Source organism: Luteimonas sp. MC1828, from assembly GCF_016461615.1.
Classification (GTDB): domain Bacteria; phylum Pseudomonadota; class Gammaproteobacteria; order Xanthomonadales; family Xanthomonadaceae; genus Luteimonas.
Genome location: NZ_JAEMNY010000001.1, coordinates 860,116 through 885,263, shown reverse-complemented (window position 1 = coordinate 885,263; position 25,148 = coordinate 860,116). Strand labels below are relative to the sequence as shown.

20 protein-coding genes, 2 tRNA genes and 1 pseudogene are annotated in these 25,148 nt (G+C 69.0%); 14 read left to right on the top strand and 9 right to left on the bottom strand.

The features are described 5' to 3' along the window. Window positions 1-9 precede the first annotated feature (9 nt). Window positions 10-1,110 (bottom strand): dipeptide epimerase, encoded by a 1,101-nt coding sequence (locus JHB91_RS04130; protein WP_199471666.1) that lies wholly within the window; start codon window positions 1,108-1,110, stop codon window positions 10-12. 37 nt (window positions 1,111-1,147) lie between these two features. Next, entirely contained in the window at window positions 1,148-2,533 is a 1,386-nt protein-coding gene (locus JHB91_RS04125; protein WP_199471664.1) for an SH3 domain-containing protein, read from the bottom strand. Between the two features lie 184 nt (window positions 2,534-2,717). Between JHB91_RS04125 and JHB91_RS04120 the strand changes: the two genes are divergently transcribed. From JHB91_RS04120 to JHB91_RS04095, 6 genes and pseudogenes are all read left to right on the top strand, one after another. After that, complete coding sequence (locus tag JHB91_RS04120; protein WP_233398511.1) at window positions 2,718-4,241, top strand: transglutaminase domain-containing protein; 1,524 nt, start codon at window positions 2,718-2,720, stop codon at window positions 4,239-4,241. A gap of 41 nt (window positions 4,242-4,282) precedes the next feature. Then, window positions 4,283-7,333 (top strand): carboxypeptidase regulatory-like domain-containing protein, encoded by a 3,051-nt coding sequence (locus tag JHB91_RS04115; protein WP_199471662.1) that lies wholly within the window; start codon window positions 4,283-4,285, stop codon window positions 7,331-7,333. A gap of 19 nt (window positions 7,334-7,352) precedes the next feature. Beyond that, window positions 7,353-8,954 (top strand): annotated as a pseudogene (locus JHB91_RS04110) (serine hydrolase); the annotation flags it as partial. A 54-nt stretch (window positions 8,955-9,008) separates the two neighbouring features. Further along, a complete protein-coding gene (locus tag JHB91_RS04105; protein ID WP_233398600.1) occupies window positions 9,009-9,659 on the top strand; it encodes a M15 family metallopeptidase in 651 nt (216 codons plus the stop codon). Between the two features lie 123 nt (window positions 9,660-9,782). Continuing rightward, the gene (locus JHB91_RS04100) at window positions 9,783-10,157 is read left to right on the top strand and encodes an Hpt domain-containing protein (protein ID WP_199471660.1); all 375 of its coding nucleotides are present in this window, start codon (window positions 9,783-9,785) and stop codon (window positions 10,155-10,157) included. Further along, entirely contained in the window at window positions 10,154-11,377 is a 1,224-nt protein-coding gene (locus tag JHB91_RS04095; RefSeq protein WP_199471658.1) for an EAL domain-containing response regulator, read from the top strand. Before JHB91_RS04100 ends, JHB91_RS04095 begins: the two co-directional genes overlap by 4 nt. Before the next feature lie 55 nt (window positions 11,378-11,432). Here JHB91_RS04095 and JHB91_RS04090 read toward each other — a convergent pair. Continuing rightward, window positions 11,433-11,507: transfer RNA gene (locus tag JHB91_RS04090), tRNA-Val, on the bottom strand. Between the two features lie 150 nt (window positions 11,508-11,657). On the opposite strand from JHB91_RS04090, the gene JHB91_RS04085 reads away from it, so the two are divergent. From JHB91_RS04085 to JHB91_RS04070, 4 genes are all read left to right on the top strand, one after another. Continuing rightward, window positions 11,658-12,650: a Ku protein gene (locus tag JHB91_RS04085; protein WP_199471655.1), complete on the top strand. Its 993-nt coding sequence runs from the start codon at window positions 11,658-11,660 to the stop codon at window positions 12,648-12,650. A 9-nt stretch (window positions 12,651-12,659) separates the two neighbouring features. After that, on the top strand, window positions 12,660-15,128 hold the full coding sequence (ligD, locus tag JHB91_RS04080) for a DNA ligase D (RefSeq protein WP_199471652.1): 2,469 nt from the start codon (window positions 12,660-12,662) through the stop codon (window positions 15,126-15,128). 87 nt (window positions 15,129-15,215) lie between these two features. Then, window positions 15,216-16,250, top strand: coding sequence for an SDR family oxidoreductase (locus JHB91_RS04075; protein WP_199471650.1), 1,035 nt, complete (start codon window positions 15,216-15,218; stop codon window positions 16,248-16,250). Between the two features lie 89 nt (window positions 16,251-16,339). Next, window positions 16,340-16,549 (top strand): hypothetical protein, encoded by a 210-nt coding sequence (locus JHB91_RS04070; RefSeq protein WP_199471648.1) that lies wholly within the window; start codon window positions 16,340-16,342, stop codon window positions 16,547-16,549. 8 nt (window positions 16,550-16,557) lie between these two features. Here JHB91_RS04070 and dinG read toward each other — a convergent pair whose 3' ends face one another. Beyond that, window positions 16,558-18,687, bottom strand: a complete 2,130-nt coding sequence (dinG, locus tag JHB91_RS04065; RefSeq protein WP_199471647.1) for an ATP-dependent DNA helicase DinG — start codon at window positions 18,685-18,687, stop codon at window positions 16,558-16,560. A gap of 86 nt (window positions 18,688-18,773) precedes the next feature. Beyond that, window positions 18,774-18,849, bottom strand: a tRNA-Phe gene (locus JHB91_RS04060). A gap of 151 nt (window positions 18,850-19,000) precedes the next feature. Here JHB91_RS04060 and JHB91_RS04055 point away from each other — a divergent pair. Then, complete coding sequence (locus JHB91_RS04055) at window positions 19,001-19,456, top strand: DUF6491 family protein (protein ID WP_199471646.1); 456 nt, start codon at window positions 19,001-19,003, stop codon at window positions 19,454-19,456. Here the strand turns inward: JHB91_RS04055 and JHB91_RS04050 are convergent. The 4 genes from JHB91_RS04050 to ftsY are packed head-to-tail and all read right to left on the bottom strand — an operon-like array spanning window position 19,432 to window position 23,313. Further along, on the bottom strand, window positions 19,432-19,707 hold the full coding sequence (locus JHB91_RS04050; RefSeq protein ID WP_199471645.1) for an oxidative damage protection protein: 276 nt from the start codon (window positions 19,705-19,707) through the stop codon (window positions 19,432-19,434). The two genes, JHB91_RS04055 and JHB91_RS04050, sit on opposite strands and share 25 nt — an antisense overlap. Beyond that, window positions 19,704-20,786, bottom strand: a complete 1,083-nt coding sequence (gene mutY, locus JHB91_RS04045) for an A/G-specific adenine glycosylase (RefSeq protein ID WP_343225050.1) — start codon at window positions 20,784-20,786, stop codon at window positions 19,704-19,706. The genes JHB91_RS04050 and mutY overlap by 4 nt, the downstream gene beginning before the upstream one ends. Further along, window positions 20,783-22,021, bottom strand: coding sequence for a hypothetical protein (locus JHB91_RS13880; RefSeq protein ID WP_233398509.1), 1,239 nt, complete (start codon window positions 22,019-22,021; stop codon window positions 20,783-20,785). Before JHB91_RS13880 ends, mutY begins: the two co-directional genes overlap by 4 nt. Further along, window positions 22,018-23,313, bottom strand: a complete 1,296-nt coding sequence (gene ftsY, locus JHB91_RS04040) for a signal recognition particle-docking protein FtsY (RefSeq protein WP_199471643.1) — start codon at window positions 23,311-23,313, stop codon at window positions 22,018-22,020. The genes JHB91_RS13880 and ftsY overlap by 4 nt, the downstream gene beginning before the upstream one ends. A gap of 69 nt (window positions 23,314-23,382) precedes the next feature. On the opposite strand from ftsY, the gene rsmD reads away from it, so the two are divergent. From rsmD to JHB91_RS04025, 3 genes are all read left to right on the top strand, one after another. Then, on the top strand, window positions 23,383-24,006 hold the full coding sequence (rsmD, locus tag JHB91_RS04035) for a 16S rRNA (guanine(966)-N(2))-methyltransferase RsmD (RefSeq protein WP_199471642.1): 624 nt from the start codon (window positions 23,383-23,385) through the stop codon (window positions 24,004-24,006). 67 nt (window positions 24,007-24,073) lie between these two features. After that, the gene (gene coaD / locus JHB91_RS04030; RefSeq protein ID WP_199372471.1) at window positions 24,074-24,577 is read left to right on the top strand and encodes a pantetheine-phosphate adenylyltransferase; all 504 of its coding nucleotides are present in this window, start codon (window positions 24,074-24,076) and stop codon (window positions 24,575-24,577) included. Between the two features lie 49 nt (window positions 24,578-24,626). Then, window positions 24,627-25,124 carry a hypothetical protein gene (locus tag JHB91_RS04025; protein ID WP_199471640.1) on the top strand — a complete coding sequence of 166 codons (498 nt, stop codon included), beginning with the start codon at window positions 24,627-24,629 and terminating at the stop codon, window positions 25,122-25,124. Window positions 25,125-25,148: the final 24 nt, after the last annotated feature.

Genomic DNA, 25,148 nt, shown 5'->3' with positions numbered 1-25,148 from the left:
CGCCGCCGGTCAGGCCGGGATGGCTTCCAGGCCGCGGATGCCGCGAATGCCAAGCCCGGGCGCGTCGCCCACCGAGATCTCGGATTCGTTGAACTCCACGCCGCCATCGACCGGGTTGAAGCGGCACAGCGACGGACCGTCGAGGTCGACCTTGGTGATGGCGCTGCCCTTGGCGATGGCCAGGTGCACGGCGGCGGCCACGCTGATGCTGGATTCGATCATGCAGCCGATCATGCACTCCACGCCGTACACCGCGGCGATGTCGGCGATGCGCACGGCGTTGGAGATGCCGCCGGTCTTCATGAGCTTGATGTTGATGATGTCCGCGGCGCGGCGCTGGATCAGGTCGATGACTTCCGCCGGGCCGAACACGCTTTCATCGGCCATCACCGGCGTCAGCACGCGTTCGGTGACGTATTTCAGGCCCTCGATGTCCCGCGCATGCACCGGCTGCTCCAGCAGCTCCAGCGCCACGCCGGCGTCCTCGAGCGTGCTGACCGCGCGCACCGCCTGCTTCGGCGTCCAGCCCTGGTTGGCATCCAGGCGCAGCAGGGCGCGGCCGTCGACCGCGGAATGGATGGCTTTGACGCGTTCGATGTCGACGCCGATGTCCTTGCCCACCTTGATCTTCAGCGATTCGAAGCCGCGCTCCACCGCGGCCAGCGAGTCGGCGACCATCTTGTCGATGTAGTCGACGCTGATGGTGATGTCGGTGGTGACCACGGGGTCGCCGCCGCCGCCGAGCACGCGGTAGAGCGGGGCGCCATACAGCTGCGCGAACAGGTCGTACAGCGCGATCTCGACCGCCGCCTTGGCGCTGGTGTTGCGCTCCATCGCCGATTGCACCAGCGCGACGTTGCGGTTGAGATCTGCGACCTCGCGCCCGATCAGCCGCGGGCCGATCACCCGCCGGATGGCTTCGACGATCGAGCCGTGGGTGTCGCCGGTGATCACCGCGGTGGGCGCGGCCTCGCCGTAGCCGACATGGCCGCTGTCGGTGTGGACCTCGACCACGATGTCCTCGACGGTATCGACCGTGCGCAGCGCGGTCTTGAACGGCGTCTTCAACGGCACCCGCAGCATGCCGAGGCGGATTTCGGTGATCTTCATGGGCGGCTGCGCTCGTTGGGGGGCACGCGTGTCGGCATCAGGGCCGGATGCGCTGGATGCTGGTGATGCGGTCGATGGTCGGCGTGTCCGCGTTCGACAGCATCGGCAGGATCGGCGTGATGACCACACCGTTGAGGTCCAGGCGGCGCAGCTCGCCGTCGTCGCGGCGGTAGGTCATGCCGCTGGTGTCGTGGATGGCGTACGGCGCGCCATCGACATGGCCGAGCATCATCATCACGTGGCCGGGGATGTAGACCAGGTCGCCGACGCGCGCCTCGCGCAGTACCTTGCGGCGCTTGTCGTGATCGTCCTCCGCGGTGAGCGGGAGGCGGTTCAGCGCAGGGCTGACCGACTGGTCGCGGGTATTGCGCGGCACCAGCACGCCGAAGCTGCGGTAGACCTCGGACACGAAGCCGCTGCAGTCGCGTGCGTTGTACGAGTGGCCCCAGCCGTAGCGTTCGCCGAGGAACTTGAACGCCTGGCGGATAAGGTTGGCTTCGGTCAGCGGCAGGTAGTCGTTGGCGACGTCGGCCGAACGCGGGATCAGTGCCGGCGCGAATGCGAGCGTGCCGTCGGCGGCACGCACAGGGAGTTCGACGACGTGTCCGGCATAGGGATGCTGGCCGTTGACCTCGCGGTCGCCCGGCCAGTCGGCCAGCACCGGCACGCGCACGCCCATGTCGAGCTGCACGTCGGAGACCTCGGGCCGCTCGGGGGTGTAGACGGTGCGCGCGGTGGCGCCGGTGACCACCAGGTAGGGCGCGCGGCGGCCGTATTCCAGCACCGCCTGCTTGTCGCCCTGCGCGATGGCGTCCTTCTCGACCCACGCGGCGTAGCGCTGGCTGACCACGAAGTACCAGGCGCGGTCGCGGCTCTCATGCACGATGGCCACCGGGTCGCCGGGGAACAGCGCGCTTTCCTGGAAGCGGTCGATGTCGGTGTCGCCGGGCGAATTGAACACGCGCAGGCGGGTGGGGAAGGTGCGCAGGGCCGCGCGGCGCACCGCCATGCCGTAGCGGGTGACCTGGGTCTGCGGGATGGACTTCAGCGCGAGGTTGGCCTCGATGCGAGCCATCTGCCGCTTGGTGCCCACGGCGCCGGTCTCGTCGTAGAGCTCGCGTTCGGGCATCACCGACAGCGCGGTGATCCACGCCGTGACCTGGTCGGCCTCCAGCGTGCCGGGCAGGGCAGCGATGTCGTGCAGTGAGGGATCTTCGTCGTGCATGCGCACGTTCTGCTGCGCGATCTGGTCGCGGCTGAGGATCACGCGGTCGGGCTGGCGCAGGCGCGCAATCCAGTAGTCCGGCGCGAGCTGCGCCTCGACGATGCCCGGCACGTCGTGCGCAGGCGTGGAGACCGGTTCACGCGCGGACAGCGCGGGCGCGGCGAACAGCAGGCAGAGCAGCAGGGCTGCGAATCGCATGGGTCGTCCCCTCCCCGGAATGTCGAGGCCGGGCTTGATCATGGAATACATCATTCGCGGAAATCAATACAAAAGAATAAATTATTGACGACCTGTGAACGCCATGTTACACAGCCATCGAAGCCGTTCCCCAGGGGCGAGGAGTGGGTCAGGGGTGCAGATCGCAGGCGTTTTTTCCGACCGGATGCCACGACGTGCGGGCCACAGCCTGCTGCGATGGGGAGCGTGCGTGCTGTTGCTTGCGACTGCCATGCAGGCGAGCGCCGGCCAGTCGCCGCTGGCTTCGCACGCCAGCACTGCCAACGCCGACATCGGCGCGCGGCTCGCGGCACCTGTGGCGATCGTGGAGCTGGTGGATGCCGGCGACTTTGCCGGCGCCGACAAGCTGATCGCCGCCGCACTCGCGCAGGAGGGACTCACCTCCGGCCAGCGCATGGCGCTTGAATTCCAGCGCGAGCGCATGCGCCGCATCCTGATCGACTTCAGCCTTGACGAAGATGCGGCCAAGGCGCGCCTGCGCCGCGATATTCCCGACCTCGACGACTCCGAGTTCGCGCGCTGGGATGCGGCCGGATTGATCGAAGCGCGGGTGATCGATGGCCAGCGCCGCTGGTTCAACCGCGGGCCCTCCAACCTGTATCGCCTGAGCGGGGAAGCCCGGCAGCGCCGCGCCGCGCCGCCGAAGTTCAACGACAGCCCGCTTGAAGCCGCGCATCCGCACCACGCCGAGGTGCGCGACGCTGCCCTGGCCAGCGGCGCGCGCGCCGTGGCGCCGCGCCGCGTGCGCGTGACCCAGTCGTTGACCGTGGATGCCGATGCGGTGCCGGCCGGTGAGACCGTACGTGTGTGGATCCCGTATCCGCGCGCGCTTGCGGGGCAGCAGGAAGACATCCGGTTCCTGTCGAGCGTGCCCGGCGCGCACCGCATCGCGCCCGAAAGCACGCTGCAGCGGACCGTGTACCTCGAGGCCCCCGCCGTTGCCGGCAAGCCGACCGCGTTCTCGATCAGCTACGAACTGACCACGTTCGGCCAGTACGCCGGCATCGATCCCGACAAGGTGGTGGCGGCGAAGATCACGCCGGAGCTCGCGCCGTTCGTGGCCGAACGCGCGCCGCACGTCGTGTTCAACGATGCCATGCGGCTGAAGTCCGCACAGGTCGTGGCTGGCGAGACCAACCCGTACCGCATCGCGCAGAAGCTGTTCGCTGCGGTGGATGCGCTGCCGTGGGCTGGCGCGCGCGAGTACTCCACCATCAGCAACATCGGCCAGCACGCGCTCGAGCAAGGCCACGCAGATTGCGGCCAGCAGACGCTGCTGCTGATCACGCTGCTGCGCATGAACGGCATTCCCGCGCGCTGGCAGTCGGGCTGGATCTTCTCCGACGGCGACTACAACAACATGCACGACTGGGGCTGGATGTACCTGGCCCCGTATGGCTGGGTGCCGATGGATGTCACCTTCGGCCGCCTGCCGGGCGCCGGCGATGCGCTCGCAGGGTTCTACCTGGGCGGCATGGATGCGTACCGCATCGCCTTCAACGACGACTGGTCGCGCGAACTCGTGCCGGCCAAGCAGCACTTCCGCTCGGAGACCGTCGACCTGCAGCGCGGGGAAGCCGAGTGGACGGGGGGCAACCTGTATTTCGACCAGTGGGATTACGGCTTCGAGTGGCAGCTGCTGCCGCCCGATGCCGATGAACGTACCTGACCACAGCCAATCATCACGCACATGTTCCGGGGAGAACCGCAATGAAGGCCAGCCGTACCAGATTCCGTCGCGCCGCACTCAGCATCGCGCTGGGAGCGTGCATGTCCACCATGACGCCGATGGTGATGGCGCAGAGCGCAACCGGCTCGGTGGCGGGCCGCGCCAGCGCAGGCGACCAGGTCCAGGTGACCAACGTGGACACGGGCGCCACGCGCAACGTCACGGCGAGTGCGGACGGCACCTACCGCCTTGGTTCGCTGCAAGTCGGCAACTACAACGTGCAGGTGATCCGCGACGGGCAGGCGGTCGGTGAGCCGGTGCCGGTGGCCGTGTCGCTTGGCGGCACGACCACTGTGAACCTCGGTAGTGGCGGTGGCGTGGCCAACATGGCCGCAGTGACCGTGGTCGGTGAGCGCGTGGTCAACCGCGTCGACGTCAAATCGACCGAGACCGCCACCAACGTGACCCGCGAGGAGATCTCGCGACTGCCGGTCGACCAGAGCCTCAGTTCGGTCGCGATGCTGGCGCCCGGCGTGATCGGTGGCAACTCGAGCTTCGGCGGCATGTCGTTCGGCGGCTCGTCGGTGGCGGAAAATTCGGTCTTCATCAATGGCCTGAACGTCACCGACTTCTATCGTCGCCAGAGCTTCTCGACGGCGCCGTTCGCGTTCTTCAGGGAGTTCCAGGTCAAGACCGGCGGCTACTCCGTGGAGTTCGGTCGCAGCACCGGCGGCGTGATCAACGCCGTGAGCCGTTCCGGCGGAAACGAATTCGAGAGCGGCATGGAGCTCACCTTCGAACCGAGCGCATGGCAGAGCTCGGGCGATGACCATTTCTACGCCGATGGCAGCGTCAACGTGCGCGCGAGCCACGATCGCAGCAGCTTCACCAAGGCCAACGTCTGGGCGTCGGGTCCGATCGTGCGCGACCGGCTCTTCATGTTCGCCATGTACGAGCAGCGGGAGAGCAACGCGGGCTTCACCAATGCCGGCGGCAGCAGCTGGAGCGAACGCGAGGGCAGCAACGGATTCTGGGGCACCAAGGTCGACTGGGCGTTGTCCGACAACCACCTTCTCGAGTTGCTTGCGTTCTCCGACGAGGGCGATTCCGACACCGCGCTCTACAACTACAATTTTGCCAGCCGCACGGTCGGCACCGCGCCGCCCAGCCAGTCGACGTCGTCGAGCGGCGGCAAGAGCGGATCGCTCACCTATACGGGGCACTTCGGTGAGAACTTCACCGCCAAGGCCATGTACGGCCTCAACCGCAGCAGCAGCTTCCTGCGCTCGCCGCAGGATGCGCTCTGCAGTTGGGTCACCTACAACAACGCGTCCTACGGCGCCGTCTACCGCGGCATGGGCAGCCCTCAGCTCGGCTGCCACCCTGGGTCGAACGTGGTCTCGCACGAGGATGAGCGCGAAGCGAAGCGCCTGGACTTCGAGTGGGCGGTGGGCGACCACCTGCTGCGCTTCGGCTGGGACCACGAGTTGATGACCACCGACCGGGTGACCTTCTACCCGGGCGACGGCGTGCAGTACACCGCGTACGGCCGCACCAGCCCCACCCAGGTGCTCGACAACGGCACGCCGCTTCCCGTGGGGGTCAATGCATTCCTGATGGCGCGCGAGCGCGCGGACGGCGGCGTGTTCGACATCGAGGCCAGCGCCTATTACCTGGAAGACGTTTGGAGCGTCACGCCGAACCTGCTGGTCAACCTCGGGGTGCGCGTGGACACCTTCGACAACAAGAACGCGACCGGAGCCAGCTTCATCAAGATGGACGACCTGGTGTCGCCACGGTTCGGCTTCTCCTGGGACATGAAGGGCGACGGCACCACCAAGCTGTTCGGCAACCTGGGCCGCTACTACATGCCGGTCACCAGCATCATCAGCTACAACTTCGCCGGTGGCCTGCTCGACGAACGCACGTTCTACGCGCTGAATGGCTGGAACGCCGCGACCAACCCGGTGACGGGTGCGCCGTACATGGCGCCGATCATCGGCCCGCAGATCGGCGCGGTCGACGACCAGTTCAACCTGAGCGTGCGCGACACCCGCCAGAGCGTGGACCGGGACATCGACGCGGTGTACCAGGACGAGGCAATCGTAGGCTTCCAGACCATGATCAGCCAAGCGTGGTCCTGGGGCGTCAACGCCACCTACCGACGCATGCCCAACGCGATGGATGACATCCGCATCAACGCACTTTGCGGCGTGCGCCACCCGATGTCGGCGGTCCCTGGCAGCAGCAGCATCGACCTGTGGCCGATTGCCAACCCGGGCGACACGCTGACGCTTTGGGGCACCACCCGGCAGGGCTGTGCGCAGGACGGCTGGGTGACCATCGACACCTCCAAGGAGGGCTACATCACCGGGGGCAGCAACCGGGTGATCGGGTACTCCAAGCCCAAGCGCACCTACACCGGCGTTGAGTTCCAGATCGACCGCGCCTGGGACGACAAGTGGGCGTTCAACGCCTCCTACCTGTGGTCGAAGTCGGAGGGCAACCACGAGGGACCGGTGAACTCGGACACCAACTACGGCGACACCGGCATGGTCCAGCACTGGGACCACCCGGCCAACAACGACCGCTACGGTGACCTGTTCAATGACCGCCGCCACCAGATCAAGCTGCGCGGGAGCTACCGGTTCAACGAGATGTGGAGCGTTGGTGGCACGTTGACCGCGCTGTCGGGCGGGCCGATCACGGCATTCGGCGTCACCTGGCCGGACGAGAACTTCGCGGTGGCAAGCTACACCAGCGAGGGCAGCGGCGGCGGCACCGGCTGGTTGTGCGTGGCCAGCTGCACCGGCCCTTGGCAGGACCGCGTGTACGAGCGCACCGAGCGTGGCGCCTTCGGCCGTATGCCGTGGACCTACAACCTCGGCGCCAACGTCACCTGGGAACTGCCGGTGGAAGGCATCGATCTGAAGGCCCGCCTGTCGGTCTACAACCTGCTCAACGACCAGGAAGTGATCAACGTGCGCGGCCGCTACGAAGGCAACCCGGGCCAGCGCCGCTCCACCTTCGGCACCGGTACCCGCTGGCAGTCGCCGCGCTACGCGCAGTTGGTGGTGAGCTGGAACTTCTGATGCGCGGTTCGAAGTCGTGATGATGCATGCCCACCGCCGGTCAGCCGCCGGTGGGCATGCGAAGACTCCAGGGGCAGGGCCTGACATGTTGAATCGTGCTTGTTGCGCCGCGACGCTGGCCGTCGCGGCTTTCTTCGTGCCTGGCCCGGGCCACGCCGGCGGGGCAGCGCCGTCCGCGGCGATCACCGCGGCGGTGGACGACGCGGTCGCGCGTTACGACCTGCCGGGCATCGCGGTTGGTGTGATCGTCGACGGTGAGGTGCGCCAGGTCGAGGTTCGCGGCGAGCTCGCAGCCGGAAGTGGCGTTCCCGTTGATCGCCACACCATTTTCAAGATCGCATCCAATTCCAAGGCGATGACCGCGGCGCTTCTCGCGCGGCTGGTCGACGCCGGCAAGCTCGCATGGGACGACCCGGTGGTGAATCACCTGCCGGGCTTCCGCATGCACGAGGACTGGGTGACGCGCGAGATCCAGGTGCGCGACCTGCTGATCCACAACAGTGGGCTGGGGCCGGGCGCGGGCGACCTGATGCTGTGGCCGGAGCCCAACGCGTTCACTCGCGCCGAAGTCGTGGCCGGCCTTGCGCACCTCAAGCCGCGCTGGAGCTTCCGTTCGCGTTATGCATATGACAACACGCTGTACATCGTGGCCGGGGAGGTCGCGGCGGCAGCGGGTGGGGCGTCGTACGAAGAGCTGATGCGGCGCGAGGTGTTTGCGCCACTCGGACTTGAGCGCTGCCGCGTTGGCGAGTGGAACGCCGTCGAGGCGGGCAATGTGGCGTTGCCGCACGCGCGCCGCGATGGGCGCAATGTCGCGGTGCGTAGCGATGGCGACGTGGTCGCGAACATGCCGATGGCCGCGGCCGGCGGCATCCGCTGCAGCCTGGACGACATGCTGGCCTGGGCGCGGATGTGGCTGCAGCCGGATCGGCACGGGCTGGTCGATGGCAAGCCCTGGCTTTCGCAGGGCCAACGCGAGGCGGCGTGGGTGGCGCACATGCCGATGCCGCTGTCGCGGCGCATGCGCGAATGGGATGGCAGTCATTTTTCCGCGTACGGCTATGGCTGGCGGCTGACCGACGTCGACGGCACGTGGAAGGTTTCGCACACGGGCACGCTGTCGGGCATGTACTCGGCGCTGACGCTGCTGCCGGAGAAGGGGGTCGGTTTCGTACTGCTGGTCAATGGCGACGCGGACGAGGCGCGCACGGTGCTGAACCAGGTGCTGGTGAAGCAGTTCACCGCGCCGCAGGAAGCGCGCACGGTGGCCTACTACGCCGATGCGCTGGCCGCGGAGCGTGCAGCGATGCGCGTTGATGACGATGTTGGCGCTGATGGCGCCGCTGCTTCGCAGACCGTCGCCGTGGCGCGTACGCCTGTGGAGCCGGCTGAGATGGCGCGCTGGCTGGGTGTCTACCGCGACCCGTGGTTCGGCGAAGCATCGGTCTGCCAGCGCGGCGGCGAGGTCCGCATCGCGGCCGCGAAGTCGCCCAGGCTTGCCGGCCGGGTCATGGCGTCCGGCGATCGCATGCTGGTCGAGTGGGACACGCTCGACAGCGACGCGCACGCCTGGCTCGACTTCCGCGCAGGCGAGGGTGGTGGACCGGCCCGGCTTGCGATGGCCAAGGTCGATCCCGACGCGGACTTCAGCTACGACTTTGAGGACCTGGCATTCATGCGCGTCGGCGATTGTGCTGTGGAGAGCGGCGAAACGGCAGCCGCAGGCATGGTCGACATCGCCACGCTGGCACCGGGCATCGACCTCGACATCCGCTATTCGGGCAGCGACAACTTCACCGGGGCACCGGTGGACGGCTATGAAGCGCCGCGTTGCTACCTGCTGCGCCCGGCGGCAGAGGCGCTGGCCCGGGTCGAGCTTGCCCTGCGGCGCGATGGTCACCGCCTGCGGATCTTCGACTGCTACCGGCCGATGCGCGCCGTGCGCAGCTTCGTGCGCTGGGCGACCGACCCGACCGACCAGTCCACCAAGGCGGCGTACTACCCGGACATCGACAAGCACGCGTTGCTCGGCGGCTACATCTCCGAACGCTCCGGCCACAGCCGCGGCGCGACCGTCGACCTGACGCTGCTGCGCTGTGAGGGCGACCGCTGCGAGGCACTCGACATGGGCACGCCGTTCGATTTCTTCGACGCGAGTGCCAATACCGACCATCCGGGCACCGAGCCGGAGGTGCGCCGCAACCGCGAGCTGCTGCGCACCGCGATGGAAGAGGCGGGCTTCGCCAATTATCCGATGGAGTGGTGGCACTACACGCTGGCTCCGGAGCCGGCGCCGGCGACCTTCCACGATTTCCCTGTGCGGTAGGCCAGTTCCGGTTTGAACTTGTAACCCGGGTGTGTGACAGCCCGCACGGGCCGCTAGAGGCGCTCCCGGTAGCATGTTGCAAGGCAGCAATCGTCGTGATCCAGCTGCTCCAGGGGAGGGGGCATGCCATTCGACGTGCGGGTGCTGCGTGATATTTCGGGTGACGAGCCACAAGCCATGGTGGAACTCGTCGAATGCTTCGACGAGGTCGCGACCGGGATGCGTGCGGGCCTGCTGCAGGCCGCAGCGGCCGGCGATGCCGGACAGGCGGCCATGCTCGCCCATTCGCTGAAATCCTCGTCCCGCGCGCTGGGCGCGATGGTGCTGGGAGAACTGTGCGCCGAACTCGAGGCGTACGGGGGGGCGGGCCGCCTCGCCCGGATCAAACCCGCGGTCACCGCGGTGGTGGGGGAACTTGATGCCGCGCTCGCGGCGATGCGGCATTGGCGTGCGGCGCAGCCGCCTGCGTCGCCGTGGCAGGGAAGGAGCAACGCTTGAAGATCCTGATAGTCGACGACGACGATTTCACCACCCGCCTGCTGCAGATCCAGCTGCGCGCGATGGGCCTGAAGGACAGCGGCTACGCCGGCATCGAACTGAGTTCGAGTGGTGCGGACGCGATTGAACGGTTGGCGCAGGCGCCCGCCGACTTCGGTCTGGTGTTCTGCGACCTGCGCATGCCGGGGATGGACGGTGTGGAATTCGTGCGCCACCTGGCCGACACGCAATTCCGGGGCGGGCTTGTGCTGATCAGCGGCGCGGAGCCGCGCGTGCTGCAGGTGGTCGAGCAGCTTGCCCGCCAGCAGGGCCTGGACGTGCTCGGCAGCCTGGCCAAGCCGGTCACCCCTGGCAGCCTGCGCACGCTGCTGCAGGCGCGCGAGGTCGCCGGCGTCGGCGCGGCGTGGACTGATGGCCCCACGCAATCAACCTCGTCCGCGGACGCCGCCGAGCTGGAAGCGGCCATCCTCGCGGGCGATATCTTCAATCACTACCAGCCCAAGATCGACCTGCGCACCGGCGCGGTCGTGGGCGTGGAGGCGTTGGCGCGCTGGCAGCACCCGGTGCGCGGCGTCGTCCCGCCAGCGGAGTTCCTGCCGCTGGCCGAGAGCGCCGGCCTCGTGACGCCGCTGACGCGGACGGTGCTGGTCAATGCGCTGGACCACGCAAGCTCCTGGAAGGTGCCCGGCGGGCTGGATGTGGCCGTGAACGTGTCGCTCGCCAGCCTCGGCAGGTTGGACTTCCCCGACCGCCTGGCAGCCCTGGCCGACGAGGCCGGTTTTCCGTTGGAGCGCCTGGTGCTGGAGCTGTCGGAATCGCGCCTGCCGACGGAGCCGCGCGCGCAGCTCGATATCCTGAGCCGGCTGCGGCTGAAAGGCGTGCGCCTGGCGCTGGATGACTTCGGCAACGGCTTCACCAAGCTCGCGCAACTCCGCGACATGCCGTTCTCGGAGCTGAAGATCGACCGGGCATTCGTGCAGGGCGTGGCCGGGGACGCCTCGCGGCGCGCGGTCGTGCAGGCCGCGCTGGCGCTGGCGCGCGAGCTCGATGTCGACACGGTGGCCGAAGGCGTGGACAACGCCGAGGATCTCGCCTGCCTGCGCGCGCTTGGTTGCGGCATGTTCCAGGGCTTCCTGGTGGCGGAGCCGATGCCGGCCGGCGACGTGGCGGAATGGCTGGACGCCTGGCCGCGCCTGCGCGAGGGCGTGCTCGGCAGCTGAGGTCGCGGCCAACAAAAAACCCCCGGGAAACCGGGGGTTTTTGCAAGCGCGAATCTGGTGGGCGGTACAGGGATCGAACCTGTGACCCTTGCCGTGTGAAGGCAATGCTCTACCGCTGAGCTAACCGCCCGAAAGAGCTGGCAAGTATACAGCAGCACCCGCGGTGCATGGCAAGGGTCCGGGCGTGGCAATACGGCCCGCAATGGCCGCCGCAGGCTTCACCCGTGTCTCACCGCGCCCGTCCTAGCGTCGACAACCCCACACTCTCGCGAGGCACGCCATGGCGCGCCCGATCTGGACCGGAACCCTGTCGTTCGGCCTGCTCAACGTCCCCGTATCGCTGATGTCCGGCGAGCGCCGCATCGACCTGCATTTCCGCATGCTGGATTCGCGCGACAAGAATCCGGTGCGCTACGAGCGGGTCAACGCCGAGACCGGCGAGGAAGTGCCCTGGAAGGACATCGTCAAGGCCTTCGAGTACGACAAGGGCAGCTACGTCGTGCTGGAGCAGGAGGACATCAAGTCCGCCGCGCCGGAGAGCCATGAGACGGTGGAGGTCGAGACCTTCGTCGACGCCTCCGCCATCCCGCCGGAGTACTACGAGAAGCCCTACATCCTGGTGCCGGCCAAGAAGGCCGAGAAAGGCTACGTACTGCTGCGCGAGACCCTCAAGGCCACCGCGCAGGCGGGCATCGCGCGGGTGGTGATCCGCACCCGCGAATACCTGGCCGCGGTGCTGCCGCGCGACGACGCGCTGATGCTGATGCTGCTGCGCTACCCGCAGGAGCTGGTGGAACCGGCGGACTACCGCCTGCCGGAGGGCAAGTCCGCCGACTACCGGATCAGCCCCAAGGAGCTGGAGATGGCCAAGCAGCTGATCGCGTCGATGAGCGGCGAGTGGGATCCGGCGGGCTACAAGGACGAGTTCCGCGAGCGGCTGGAAAAGGTCATCCGCGACAAGATGAAGGCCGACGGCACGGTGGCCAGGCCGCCTGAAAGCGAGTTCGAGGCGCCCGAGGGCGCGGCGACGAACGTCGTGGATTTCATGGCGCTGCTGCAGAAGAGCATCGGCAGCAACAAGCGCACGCCCGCGAAGAAGGCCGCGGTCGACGACGGCAAGCCAGCCGCGAAGAAGGCCGCCGCGGCAAAGGCGCCTGCGAAGAAGGCGGCGAAAAAGGCCGCGGCGAAGAAGGCTCCCGCGAAGAAAGCCGTGGCCACGAAAAAGGCGGCTGCGCGCAAGACCGAGAAGGGTCCTGCCCTCAAGGCCGGGTGAGGCTGCGCCGTGAGCCTGCGCGAATACGCCCGCAAGCGGCGCTTCGACGGGACCCCCGAGCCGTCGGGTGAAGCCCCGACCAGCGTCGGCCACCGCCCGATCTTCGTGGTGCAGCTGCACCACGCCAGCAGCCGCCACTACGATTTCCGCCTCGAGGCCGATGGCGCGCTGAAGAGTTGGGCCGTGCCGAAAGGCCCTTCGCTGCGCACCGGGGAAAAGCGCCTGGCGGTGGAGGTGGAAGATCATCCGCTGTCCTACGCCAGCTTTGCCGGCGACATCCCCGAAGGGCATTACGGCGCCGGCCACGTGGACGTCTTCGACCATGGCCATTGGGCCTGCGACGGCGACCCGCTCGAGGGCATCGCCGCGGGCAAGCTCGACTTCACCCTCAGTGGCAGCAAGCTGAAGGGTGCGTGGAAGCTGGTGCGCACGAAGAAGGCGGGGCGCCAGGCGCAATGGCTGCTGATGAAGCGCAGCGACGCGTATGCCGCGGACATGGAGGCCGACGACCTGGTGGAGGCGCCGTCGAAACCGCGCCGCGCCGCGAAGACGACCAAGGCCGCGAAGGCCGCCAAGCCCGCCAAGCCCGCCAAGCCCCGCGCCCCGCGCAAGGCCGACGCCCGCTGGCGCAAGGCCGCACTGGCGCTTTCGGGCGCGAAGGACACGGGCGTTCCGGCCGGCTTCGAACCGCAGCTTTGCACGCTGCGGGGTGCGGCACCGCCGGGCGACGACTGGCTGCACGAGATCAAATGGGACGGCTACAGGCTGATGGTCGACATGGTCGATGGCGTGGCGCGCCTGCGCTCTCGCGGTGGTTTGGACTGGGACAAGACCTTCCCCGAAGTCGTCGAAGCCGTCGGCGCGCTGCCGGTGTCCGACGCCTGCGTGGATGGCGAGCTGGTGGTGCTGGGCCCTGACGGCCACAGCGATTTCTCCGAACTGCAGCGGGTGATCGATGGCACCTCGAAGGCCGCGCTGCGCTACCTGGTGTTCGATCTCGTCGGCCTGGCCGGCATCGACCTGCGCGGATCGCCGCTGACCGAGCGCAAGACGCTGCTGAAGTCGCTGCTGCCCGCGGCGCCGCACCTGCTGGCCTACAGCGACCACGTCGTCGGCCATGGTGCCGAGGTGTTCGCCGAGACCGGACGCCAAGGCATCGAGGGCGTTATCTGCAAGCGTGCCGACAGTCTCTACCGAGGTGGCCGCGGCAACGACTGGCTGAAGGTGAAGCACGAGACGGCCGACGAGTTCGTGGTGGTCGGCTACACCGATCCCAAGCGCAGCCGCACCGGCTTCGGCTCGCTGCTGATGGCCACCCGTGAGCGCGGCGGGCTGCGCTACGTGGGACGCGTGGGCACCGGCTTCGACGACGCCATGCTGCGTGACCTCACCGCGCGGCTGCGCAAGCTGGAGCAAAAGCAGGCGACGGTGGAGCTGCCCGGCCATATCGCGCTGCCGCTGCGCACCGTGCACTGGGTGCGCCCGGAACTCGTGGCCGAAGTGGCGTTCCGCGGGTGGGCCAAGGAGGGCCTGCTTCGCCAGGCCGCCTTCAAGCGCCTGCGCATCGACAAGGCGGCGCGAGACGTGGAGGAACCGCAGGTGGCGAAGGACGAAGTGACGGCCGGGCGCATCACCAGCCCGGACCGGGTGGTGTTCGAAGGCGCCAAGTACACCAAGGGCGACGTGGCCGAGTACTACCGCAGCGTCGCCGACTGGATGCTGCCGGAACTGGCCGGGCGCCCGCTTTCGCTGTTGCGCTGCCCTGACGGCACCAAGGGCCAGTGCTTCTTCCAGAAGCACCACGCCGAGAGTCTCGGCGACGACGTGCGCTCGATCGTGCTGAAGCAGAAGAGCGGCAAGGAACCGTACCTCTACATCGACGACATCGCCGGCGTGATCGACCTGGTGCAGATGAACACGCTGGAGTTCCATCCCTGGGGTTCGCGGGTCGACGATCCCGAGTTGCCGGACCGGCTGGTGTTCGACCTCGACCCCGGCGAAGGGCTGGGCTGGGCGGACGTGGTGCGTTCGGCGCGCGATGTGCGGGCGCGGCTCGCCGAAGCCGGCCTCGAGAGCTTCGTGCGGCTGTCGGGCGGCAAGGGCGCGCACGTGGTGGCGCCGATCACGCGCGGCCCGGACTGGGACGACGTGCGCGCGTTCTGCGGTGGCTTTGCCGAAGCGATGGCCTTGCAGGCTCCGGACCGCTACGTGGCCACCATGTCCAAGGCCAAGCGCTCCGGAAAGATGTTCATCGACTGGCTGCGCAACGCGCGCGGCGCCACCAGCGTGGCGTCGTGGTCGCTGCGCGCGCGCAAGGGCGCGCCGGTGGCGGTGCCGATCCGCTGGGACGAGCTGGGCAAGGTGGCCGGGCCCGCGGCGTTCGACCTCGCCAAGGCGAAGCAGCGGGCCGCGCGCTTGCGCAAGGATCCGTGGGAAGGATTCGCAACGCTCGAGCAGGAACTGCCGAGCTGGGAGTGACGCGCGCCTGCGGTGAGGGCCTGCATGACGGAGTGACCACGGAGGTGGTGGCAGTCTCGGACCACCGGTGGACCTGGAAGCATGGACATGGCGAAGAAGACGACCAAGCGCAAGGCAGCCACGGCCGCGACGGTGGCGAGCGACGACGGCGCCAGCGCCACGGTGGCGCGCCAGCGCGACATCCAGTCGAAGGCCGACGCCGCCTCCAGGCGCGTGTCGAAGAAGGCGGGCAAGAAGGCCGCCAAAAAGGCGACGCAGGCCGGCACGCGTCGACAGCCCGAGAATCCGATGCCCGCGCAGCACTTGCCCAAGCCGGGTCACGAGCATGCGCTGGCACTCGCACCACGCTTCGAGGCGCCGGACTACATCGGCAGCGGCAAGCTCGAGGGCATGGCGGCCATCATCACCGGCGGCGATTCCGGCATCGGCCGCGCGGTGGCGGTGCTGTTCGCACGCGAAGGCGCCGATGTCGCGGTGATGCACCTCGATGAAGACGAAGATGCCGCGCTCACCAAGCGCCACGTCGAGGCCGAAGGCCGGCGCTGCCTGGTGATCGCCGGCGATGTGCGCGATCCGAAATTCTGCAAGAAGGCCGTGCGCAAGGCGGTCAAGGCCTTCGGCCGGCTGGACGTGCTGGTCAACAATGCTGCCTTCCAGCAGCACGTCGAGCGCCTGGAAGACCTGGGCAACCGTCATCTGCAGGAAACGCTGCAGACCAACATCGCCGGCTACTTCCACATGGCGCGCGCCGCGCTGCCGCACATGGAGCGCGGCGCCAGCATCATCAACACCGGCTCGGAGACAGGCATCTTCGGCAGTCCGAAATTGCTCGACTATTCGGCGACCAAGGGCGCGATCCACGCATTCACCATGTCGTTGGCGTCCAACCTGCTGGAGCGCGGCATCCGCGTGAACTGCGTGGCGCCCGGCCCCGTGTGGACACCGCTCAACCCGGCCGACAAGCCGCCGGAGGACGTCGCGGAGTTCGGCAAGGACAGCGACATGAAACGCCCTGCGCAGCCTGAGGAAGTGTCACCGGCGTATGTGTTCCTGGCATCACCGGTGATGTCGTCGTACGTCAACGGCGTGATCCTGCCGGTGATGGGCGGGCCGCGCGGGTGACGCGCGTACACGCGCTCGTGTCGTGGAATTGACGCGCAGCGCACGCGCCTTGGACGAGCATCGGATACCCCGCAAGCGAGGCCAATCTCATGCCCCACGGTGACAAGAAGCCCGACGTCCGCAAGGACCGTCCCGCAGGCGAGGACGCACACCGCGAACAGCGCGAATACCCGCACGGGTCCGGCGACCGCAACACGGTATCGCCGGAAGCGCCGGACGATGTGGATCGCAACTTCCACGGCGGCACGCAACGCACGACCGAATCCGATCCGAAGCCGCGCGGCCCCGCGAAGCCCTAGCCGGCGCCTCAGCCGATCACGCGCTCGAACGGCGGCAACGCGTCGATGATGCGCTTGCCGTAGCGGCGGCTGAGCAGCCGCGAGTCGAGGATGATCACGCGCCCGGTATCGGTGGACGTGCGGATCAGCCGCCCGGCGAACTGTGTCAGCGTGCGCAGCGCGTGCGGCACCGCGATCAGGTTGAAGGCGTTGTGGCCACGGCTCTCCAGCCATTCGCTCAAGGTGGCGGTCTGCGGGTCGGTCGGCACCGAGAACGGCACCTGGGTGATCACCACCGTGGTGCAGGCCTCGCCGGGCAGGTCGAGGCCCTCGCCGAACGAGTTCAGGCCGAACAGCACGGAACCCTTGCCGGCGGCGATCCGTGCGACGTGGTCGGCAACCGTCTGCGACTTGTTGCCCATGCCCTGCACGAGGATCTGCCTGCGGCGCGCATCCGACATCAGCTCCGCGACTTTTTCCATTTTCCAGCGCGAGGTGAACAGCACCATGCTGCCCTTGCCCCAGTCCAGCTCGCGCTCGAGGTAGTTGGCGACGGCTACGGGATGGCCTTCGCGGTCATCGGGCGTGGCCGGAAACTTCGGGATGATCAATTGCGCCTGGCGCGGCAGGTCGAACGGCGAGGGCAGGCTCACCATCTCGGCGTGATCCGGCAGCCCGGTATCGATGGCGAACGCCTGGAAATCGCCGCCGCCGGTCAGCGTGGCCGATGTCATCACCACCGAGTCGACGTCCTTCCACAGCAGCTGGCGCAGCACCTGCGCGGCCGAGACCGGCGAGCAGTGGCAGACCAGGTCGCCGTCGCGGGCCTGGGTCAGCCAGCGCGCCATGGGCGGCTGTCCTTCCCGGTCTTCGCGGCGCCAGCCCGACCACAGCGCGTGCTGTTCCTCGACCATCTCCAGCGCCATGCCAAGGTTGCGCTGCAGGCGCTCCTTGGCCGGATCATCCTGCTTCGACTTGGCGACCATCTGCTGCGCGGCGTGCACCCAGTTGAACAGGCTGCGGGTGTCGTCGCCGAGCTCTTCCACGGCGGGCATCCAGTCCACCGGCAGGCGGCCGTGCGGCGCGCGCCACATCGGATCGCGATCGCCGGGTTCGGGAGTCCAGGCGTGTTCGAGTTCGACGCGGAAAGCCTTGAGCGCCTTGGCCACGCGCGCCGCCAGCTCGACGGCGTCGCTCGGCAGCAGCGTGCCGATCGTCTCCTTGCCGACCAGACGGTAGCTGGCGGTCACCAGGCCCTGCATCCGCGCCACGCGCTTGGCCATGTCGCCCAGCGGCAGGCGCGCCGCGCCCTGGTCGATGGCGACGCTGGCAACGTGGTGGCCTTCATCGAGCACCAGCAGCATGTCCGCGGGCGCCGCCAGCAAAGGCTGGCTGTTTTCCGCATCACCCAGCGACAGCGACGACAGCAGCAATGCGTGGTTGGTGACCACGATCTGCGCGTCGCGCACGGTGGTGCGCGCGGTCAGCACCGGGCACTGCGCGGCATAGCCGCAGCGACGTCCCGCGCAGGCCGATGCCGGCGTGGTGATCTGGCTGCGCAGGGCAGGGCTGACGACTTCCGGCGCGGCATCCAGGTCGCCGTCCCACAGGCGATCGGTATATGCCTCGAGGAGGCGCGTCGCGGCTTCGATCTCGAACGGGGACAGCGGACGGTCGTACAGCGGCTCCTCGTCGGGGAACATCGCATCCTGGCTCGATCCCCCCTGCATCTCGGCCGCGTTGCGCGTGCACAGGTAGCGCGTGCGGCCCTTGGCCAGCGCCACGCGTGCCTGCAACCCGGTCGCGGCGAGGAACGCCGGAATGTCGCGCCCGACCAGCTGCGACTGCAGGGCGACGGTGCCGGTGCTGATGACCAGCTTTTTGCCGGTGGCCAGCGCGATCGGCACGCCGGCGGTCAGGTAGGCGAGGCTCTTGCCGACGCCGGTCGGCGCTTCGGCAATGCCGATGCCGCCGCTGGTAGCCAGGGCCCGCGAGACCACGCCGATCATGTGGCTCTGCGCACGCCGCGTGCTGAAGCCGGGCGTGTTGTCCTGCAGGCTGCTGTAGGCGGCGCGGATGTCGGTCTTCAGTGCTTCGGTGAGGACGCGCGTGGTGGCGGTGGCCTGTTGGGCCGTGGGCTGCGGCCCGGAATCATTCATGGCGTGGATTTTCCCACGTCCACCAACGAAAAGCCCCGCAGGGCGAATGCCATGCAGGGCTTACGGGTCCACGATTTTCCTCGCAATGGTGGCCGGGGAGGGAATCGAACCCCCGACACGGGGATTTTCAATCCCCTGCTCTACCAACTGAGCTACCCGGCCACTGGCGAGCGCGGAATGATACGGCGGCGGGGCGCGTGCGGCAAGCATCACGGCAGCTGAACCTGCTTGTGGGGTGTCGCTCCGGGCGCATTCCGCGCGTTGCATGATGGCGTTACGGATGGTAGATGCCGCACTGCGGCGGGAGGCGACGATGTCCACGAAAACGATTGCCCGGATGGGCATGGCCCTGGCGGCGGTATTGCTGGTGTCGGGTTGTGCGACGGGTGGCGGAGTCGGCGCCGCGGAAAAACTCGCGATCTATCGCGCCGCGGCGGGTTCGCCGGTCAACAGCTTCCCGTTCCACGGGAGCATCACCGGCTGGACGCCGCTGGGCGACGGCGCGATCGCGCTGTGGACCGGCCCGAGGCGCGCGTGGCTGCTGGACCTGGACGGCCCTTGCCCGGACATCGACTACACCCCGGTGATCGCGGTCACCAGCAGCCAGGCTGGGCGCGTTTCGGCGCGCTTCGACAAGGTGCTGGCGAGCGGCCAGGGTTCGATGCAGATCCCGTGCCGCATCAGCGAGATCCGTCCGCTCGACACCAGCAAGGTCAAGGCCGCCGAGAAGGCGGCCCGCGAAGATCAGGAAGCGTCTTCGGGCACGTAGCCGGCGGGCGTTTCGGCGCCGCCGCCGAACAGGAACTTCTCCATCTCGCCTTCGAGGAAGGCGCGGTGCGCGGGATCCAGCGGCGACAGCCGGTTTTCGTTGATCAGCATGGTCTGGTGCGCCAGCCATGCCGCCCAACCGGCCTTGCCGATGTGCGCGAAGACGCGCTTGCCCAGTTCGCCCGGCCACGGTACGAAGGCGAGGCCTTCGGCCTCCTGTTTCTGGTATTCGCAGTACACGGTGCGGCTCATGGCGGCGGATCCTCCTGCTGCTCGGCGAACTGCGCGTCGAGCAGTGTCCTGACGGGCGCCGGGATCCCGAGGGCATCGATCGCGTCTAGCGATACCCAGCGCAGGTCGTCATTGTCGCCCACCGCGGCGGCGGGGGCGACTGCGCGCCAGCGCAGCGGCAGCAGCCTCAGCCGGTAGTGGCTGAAAGCGTGGGCAATCGGCTCGAGGGCCTCGCCCTGCGAGTAGTCACCGTCGACATGGGCGTGGAACAGCGCACGCGCGGTGTCATGGTCGTCGGCCTCCGGCAGCGACCAGAGCTGGGCCCAGACGCCGGCCGGCGGGCGGCGGCGCAGCAGCACGCGGCCTTCGCTGTCGCGAAGCAGCAGCAGAACGGCTTCGCGCTGCGGCAGCGCCTTGCCGGGTTTCGGCGTGGGCAGCTCGGTGACGCGACCTTGGAAGCGTGCGACGCAGCCGTCCTGCAGCGGGCAGAGGATGCACGCCGGCTCGTGGCGCGTGCACAGGGTGGCGCCGAGATCCATCTGCGCCTGGGTGTAGTCGGCCAGGCGCGCGTCGGGCAGCTGCGCCTGCGCGTGCTGCCAGAGCTGTTTCTCGACCGCCGGCAGGCCGGGCCAGCCGCTGACGCCGTGGACGCGTGCCAGCACGCGCTTGACGTTGCCGTCGAGGATGGCGAAACGGTCGCCCCAGGCCTGCGACAGGATCGCGCCGGCGGTGCTGCGTCCGATGCCCGGCAGCGCCAGCAGTGCGTCGAAGTCGCGCGGCAGTTCGCCGCCGTGGTGGTCGACGCAGGCGCGCGCCGCGGCGTGCAGGTTGCGCGCGCGCGCGTAGTAGCCCAGACCCGACCAGAGCCCGAGCACGTCGTCCAGCGGCGCGGCGGCCAACGCCGGCAGGTCGGGCAGGGCGGCCACGAAGCGCTCGAAGTAGGGCACCACCACGCGCACCTGGGTCTGCTGCAGCATGATTTCCGACAGCCACACCCGATACGGCGAGCGCGGGTGCTGCCAGGGCAGGTCATGGCGGCCGTGGATGTCGAACCACGCGAGGAGCCGCGGCGCGAAGCCGCTGTCGGCAACTTCGCTCACGGCGATTCTTCGATCGTCACTTCCACGCCTTCCAGCACGCCACCCGGCACTTCGATGCGCGGCGCGGTGGCGCGGGCACGCAGCGGCGGCAGCGGTGAGTCGTCCGCGGCGGACTGCGACCAGGCGAGGATTTCGGCGATGCGCAACACGGCTTCGGCGCGCGCGTCGCCACGCGCAAGCTGCACGGCCACCGGGTCGCCACGCGACGCCGAGCCGGCGTAGGCGATGGAGAAGGGCAGCGGCTTGTCCGGTGCGTCCAGCGGCGGCGGCAGCGTCGGCCAGGCCTGCGGCCATGCTGCCATGCGCCCGGACAGCTCCAGCAGCAGTGCGCGCGACAGTGCGATCCGGCCGCGCGCATCGAGCGTGGGCACCACGCCTTCGCCGTGCAGCACGATCTCGGCCGGCGCGAGCGACCACGCACTGTCGCGCAGGCGCAGCGGTCCATGCAGCCCGAGCGCGAATGGCAGCGTGGTGTCGCCGCCGTCGTAGCGCGCGCTTGCGCCGAAGCGCAGCGGCTGCACGCGGAGCGTGCCGGCGTCGTAGCGCAGCGGCCCGGATACGGTGACGTAGGCGGGCAGTCGCCAGTTGCCATTGTCCAGCGTGGCGCGGCCGGTGACGGCGGCGCCGCTGCCGTTCTCGACCCGTTCGGCAGCGATGCGCAGGTCGAACTGGACCGCCGTGGGCGGCGCAAGCACGAGGCGACCGCGTGCCTTCGCGGCCAGCGGCGCGCCGGCGCGCAGCGCGTCCAGGGACAGCCCGAGCGCTTCGACGTGCCAGCCGTCGCCGTCGATGCGACCGTCGTTGACCAGCAGGCCATTGCGCAGCGTGGGGATCCGGCCGTCGCCGGGTGGCCGCGTGGCAAGCCAGGCCGTGAGCGCAGCGACATCAAGCCGGGGAGCGTCGAGTTCGATGCGGTCGAGCTCGAGCGGCGCGGCGCGGTTGCGCAGCGTGGACCATGGCAGGGAAAGGAACACACGCTCTGCGCGCAAGAGTGGCGTGGCGGCACCAGGCTGGCGCGCGACGACGTCGCGCACTTCGAGCATCGGCGTGCCGCGCAGGCGGTAGCGCGCTTCACCCGAAGCGCTGATCTCCAGCCCGAGGATGCCGCCCACCGTGTCCAGCGCCAGCCGCGAAAGTCGCTGCGGCTGTGCCAGCAGCGACAGCACGATGGCGGCGGCAAGCAGCAGGAGCGCAAGCGTCCCCGCCAGCCAGGCGGCAACGCGGCGCCGCGTCACGCGCCCAGCGCTTCCGGCAGCAGTGCGTCGACGAAGGCCTCGGCGTCGAACACGCGCAGGTCCTCGGGGCGCTCGCCGATGCCGGCGTAGCGGATCGGAATGCCGAACTCGCGCGCCAGCGCGAACACCACGCCGCCCTTGGCGGTGCCGTCGAGCTTGGTGACCACCAGCCCGGTCACGCCGGCCGCGGCGTGGAACTGGCGCAGCTGCGACAGCGCGTTCTGGCCGGTGGTGCCGTCGATGACCAGCAGCACCTCGTGCGGCGCGGCGTCGTCGAGCTTGCCGAGCACGCGCTTGATCTTGCCGAGCTCGTTCATCAACCCCTGCTGGGTGTGCAGGCGCCCGGCGGTGTCGGCGATCAGGACTTCGGTGCCGCGCGCGCGCGCCGCCTGCAGCGCGTCGAACGCCACCGAGGCAGCGTCGGCGTTCTGGCCCTGCGCGATCACCGGCACGCCGTTGCGCTCGCCCCAGGCCTGCAGCTGAGCGACCGCCGCGGCGCGGAAGGTGTCGCCGGCGGCCAGCATCAGGCTGCGGCCTTCGTCCTTGTAGCGCCGCGCCAGCTTGCCGATGGTGGTGGTCTTGCCGACGCCGTTGACGCCCACGGTGAGGATCACGAACGGGCGCACCGCCGGGTCGATCACCAGCGGCCGCGCGACCGGCTCGAGCATGGCGATCAGGTCGCCGCGCAGCGCGCCGAGCATCGCGTTGGCATCGGCGAACTCGCGGGCCTTCATGCGCTTGCGCAGTGACTCGACCAGCTGGGTGGTGGCGGTGACGCCGACGTCGGCGGTGAGCAGTGCGGTCTCGATCTCGTCGAGCAGGTCGTCGTCAAGGCGCGGGTTGCGCGAGAACAGGCCGCCAAGCCCGCGGGCGAAGCCGCTGCCCTTCAGCCGTTCGCGCCAGCCCGACTTGCCGGGTGCCGCGGCCGGCTTTTCCTGGGTTCCGGATGACCCGGGCGTGGTCGGTATCGGCGCTTCGATCGGGACCTGCGCTGGTGGCAACTGGGCGGCAACAGGCGCGGCGACCGCCGCATCCATGAACGCCTGCACCTTGGCTTCGGCTGCTGTCTCGGCTTCCGTCGACGGCGAAGTACCGGCGGTCGCGTCGATCGCATCGGCGACCGGCGCGGCGCGCGCGTCGTCGGTGTGGTCGCCTGCGTCGGAACCCGACGGCTCTGTGCCCGGGGCGTTCGGAAACGCCGCCGCCAGCGCCTCGATGTCCAGCTTCGGCCTGCCGGCATGCCCTCCGCCGGTGCCTGCTTCGGGTTTCTTGCGGCGGAAAAAGCTGACCATTGCGATGGCAACCGGACCGTGTGGGGGAGGGGGTGCACATGGCCGCGCGAGCGCGGACAATGACGCGGCATGGTACCACCGGCCCACATTCCGACCCTTTCGCCACGCGCCAGGCCCGCGGGCAGCGTCCGCATCATCGGCGGCCAGTGGCGTGGGTCGAAGCTGCCGGTGGCCGACGCGCCGGGCCTTCGCCCGACGTCCGACCGCGCGCGCGAGACCCTGTTCAATTGGCTGCAGCCGATGCTGCACGGTGCGCGCGTGCTCGACCTGTTCGCCGGCAGCGGTGCGCTCGGGTTTGAAGCGCTGTCGCGCGGTGCCGCCGAAGCGTTGCTGGTCGAACGCGATCCGGCGCTGGTGCAGTCGCTGCACGAAAGCTGCGAACGCCTGCACGCAGGCGACGCCGCCAAGGTGGTGCGTGCCGACGCGCTGGAATGGTTGCGACTGCCCGTGCACGGCCGCTTCGATCTGGTGTTCCTCGACCCGCCGTTCGCCGACGGCGCCTGGGCCGCGGCGCTGCAGCGCCTGCCGCCGTGGCTCGCGCGCGACGCGTGGCTGTACCTGGAATCGCCCGCCGGCGTGGCACCCGATCCCGGTGCGGGCTGGCGCCTGCACCGCGAGTCCGCAACGCGCGATGCGCGCCACGCGCTCTATCGCCACGCGACTGCCGACGCCGCCGGGAACGGACCCGCTTGAGCCCGGCCTGCCGCCGCGCTGCTACACTCGCCGCGGCCCAAGCCACCCGACCCGGCGCAGCGACGCGATGACCACAGCACGCAACAGGATCGCCGTCTATCCCGGCACCTTCGATCCGATCACCAACGGCCACGTCGACCTGGTGGACCGGGCGGCGCCGCTGTTCGAGAAACTGATCGTCGGCGTTGCCGAAAGCCCGGGCAAGGGTCCGGCACTGCCGCTGGCGCTGCGCGTCGAGCTGGCCCGCGAAGCGCTGGCCGCGCACCCCAATGTGGAAGTGCTGGGCTTCGGCTCGTTGCTGGCGCACTTCGTTGCCGAGGTCGGCGGCGGGGTGCTGCTGCGCGGCCTGCGCGCGGTGTCGGATTTCGAGTACGAATTCCAGCTGGCCAGCATGAACCGCCACCTGATTCCCGAAGTCGAGACGCTGTTCCTGACCCCCGCGGAACAATATGGCTTCATCTCATCATCGCTGGTACGCGAGATCTCACGCCTTGGCGGCGATGTCTCGGGATTCGTGCCGGCGGCAGTGGCCGATGCGCTGCAGGCCGAATGGCGGCGCACCAAGCTTTGACCACCGGAACCATATGGTCCGGCCTTCCAGAAAACATGGGGAACCTGAAATGAACACGATGTCCCGCCTGCTCCTGACCGCCTGCCTCGTACTCCCGCTGCTGGCCGCGTGCAAGAAGGAAGAAGCCGCGCCGGTCGCCGTCCAGGCCGCGCTGACCGCACCTGCCGCCGGCTCCGACGACTCGGCGTGGCGCGCCTACGTCTCCGACGTGGTGACGCGCAACATGGAGGGCATCAGCAACCAGCCCTACGTGTATTTCCTGCCGTCCACGGCCGGCGCCGAGGACCAGACCGGCGCCTACGAGCGCCTGCTCGACAAGGCCAAGGGCGACGTGGCCCGCGGCATCGTCAAGGGCAACCTGCTGGCCTACGCCTCGGCTGATTCCACCCGCATGGGTGACATCGTGGTGCAGTCGTTCGCCGACGTGCCGGCCGACACCATGAAGGGCGTGCGCGTGCTGTTCATCGGTGCTGCCGCCGACAACGAGCGCGTCGCGGCCGCGGTTGCCCCCGCCGGCGTCGACTACGTCTTCATCGAAGCGAAGTGATCCAGGCGCCGCCGCCGGCATCCC